The 1,963-nt window shown below is 74.4% G+C and carries 2 protein-coding genes; both read left to right on the top strand.

Annotated elements, in window-relative coordinates; genetic code table 11:
- Window positions 1-73 precede the first annotated feature (73 nt).
- Entirely contained in the window at window positions 74-1,111 is a 1,038-nt protein-coding gene (gene tsaD, locus SZ60_RS15330) for a tRNA (adenosine(37)-N6)-threonylcarbamoyltransferase complex transferase subunit TsaD (protein ID WP_043597478.1), read from the top strand.
- 117 nt (window positions 1,112-1,228) lie between these two features.
- On the top strand, window positions 1,229-1,633 hold the full coding sequence (locus SZ60_RS15325; RefSeq protein ID WP_052505457.1) for a DUF4190 domain-containing protein: 405 nt from the start codon (window positions 1,229-1,231) through the stop codon (window positions 1,631-1,633).
- The last annotated feature ends 330 nt before the right edge of the window (window positions 1,634-1,963 follow it).

The following is a 1,963-nucleotide window of genomic DNA, read 5'->3' as shown; positions in this document are numbered from 1 at the left end:
CTCCTCGTCCGCCGCTGCCGAGCCCGCCGCCGCCGAGCCGGCCGCCGCCGGGCCGGCCGTCCGCGAGCCGCTCGTGCTGGGCATCGAGACCAGCTGCGACGAGACCGGCATCGGCATCGTGCGCGGCCGCACCCTGCTCGCCAACGTCATCTCGTCGTCGATGGACGAACACGCCCGCTACGGCGGCGTCGTCCCCGAGGTCGCCGCGCGGGCCCACCTCGAGGCGCTCGAACCCGCCCTCGCCGCGGCGCTCGCCGAGGCCGGCGTCACGACGGCCGAGCTCGACGCGATCGCCGTGACGAGCGGGCCCGGGCTCGCCGGTGCGCTCATGGTCGGCGTCGGTGCGGCCAAGGCCCTCGCCCTGGCGACGGGCAAGCCCCTCTACGCCGTGAACCACCTCGTCGGCCACGTCGGAGCCGACGTGCTGCGCGACGACGGCAGCGAGCTCGAGCTGCCCACCATCGCGCTGCTCGTCTCGGGGGGCCACACCTCGTTGCTGCACGTGCGCGACCTCGTCGACGACGTCGAACTGCTCGGCGAGACGATCGACGACGCCGCGGGCGAGGCGTTCGACAAGGTCGCCCGCCTGCTCGGCCTTCCCTACCCCGGGGGGCCCCAGATCGACCGCGTCGCCGAGGGCGGCGACCCGAGGGCCGTCCGCTTCCCGAGGGGGCTGACCCTGCCGAAAGACCTGGCGAAGCACCGGTACGACTTCTCGTTCTCGGGGCTGAAGACGGCCGTCGCCCGGTGGGTCGAACAGCGTCGCAGCGAAGGAGGCGCGGTGCCGGTCGCGGACGTCGCCGCCAGCTTCCGCGAGGCGGTCGCCGACGTCCTGCTCACCAAAGCTCTCGCGGCCTGCGCCGACCGGGGCGTGCCCCGCCTGCTGCTCGGCGGGGGAGTCGTCGCCAACGCCCGCGTGCGCGAGCTCGCAGCCGAGAGGTGCGCCGCGGCCGGGGTCGAGCTGCGCGTGCCGCCCCTCTCGCTCTGCACCGACAACGGTGCCATGATCGCGGCGCTCGGCGCCGAGCTCGTGTCCCGGGGCCGGGCGCCGTCGCCGCTCGACTTCGGGGCCGACTCGACGTTGCCGGTGACGACGGTCCAGGCGGTCTGAACCCCGAGGCGGGGCCCGGGCGACCCGCCCCGGTCGGAGGCCATCGGTCGCCGATAGCATGGGCGCTCGACCGACCGCGGCCGTCACCGGCCGACCCTCAGCAGAAGGACGTCCCCGATGACCGACCAGAACCCCTCACCCCACGGCCAGCCCTCGCCGCAGAACCCGTACCAGGGCCAGCAGCCGGCCTATCCGGGGCAGCCCTCCGGCGGTCAGCCGGCCTACCAGGGGCAGAACGGCGCCCGCCCCGGTCAGCGCAACACCCTCGCCCTCGTCTCGATGATCCTGGGCATCGCCGGCTTCGTGACCTCGATCACGGCGCTCGGTGCCATCGTCACCGGCCACATGGCGTTGAGCCAGATCAAGAAGCGGGGCGAAGATGGCCGCGGCATGGCCCTGACGGGTCTCATCCTCGGCTACGTCGTCGTCGCCCTGACCATCATCGGCATCATCCTGCTCGTGGTCCTGTTCGGTGCCATCGCCAGCAACCCCGACCTCTACGACGGCAGCTACAACTCGTAGGTCGTCCTCGCGTCGTCGGGCATCGCCTCCCAGGGGCCGCTCATCACGACCCTCGCTAGCATGACGGGGTCCGCACCGGACGGTGCGGGCCCTTTCGTGTCCCGGGACGCGACCGTCACAGGCGTGACCGGCCGCTCCGGCGGCACGACCGACGCACCGCTCGCGAAAGGCAGCTGATGGCCACCGACGACACCACTCCCGAGACGCCGTCCTCGGCGCCGACCGCGCCCTCGGCTCCGACGCCGCCCGCGGCACCCACCCCGCCCCCCACGCGCCCGACCGAGGGTGGCGGCGCGGCCACCGCCTCGCCGCCGCTGCCGCCGACCGCCT

This window comes from Frigoribacterium sp. MEB024 (genome assembly GCF_000878135.1).
In the GTDB taxonomy this organism is placed as follows: Bacteria; Actinomycetota; Actinomycetes; order Actinomycetales; family Microbacteriaceae; genus Frigoribacterium.
The sequence above is the reverse complement of the archived record's forward strand: the minus strand, read 5'-3'. Positions and strand labels throughout refer to the sequence as shown.

What these genes read in the sequence shown, in the direction of transcription:
- SZ60_RS15325 (WP_052505457.1), top strand. Translation starts at nt 1,229, where the DNA reads ATGACCGACCAGAACCCCTCACCCCACGGCCAGCCCTCGCCGCAGAAC.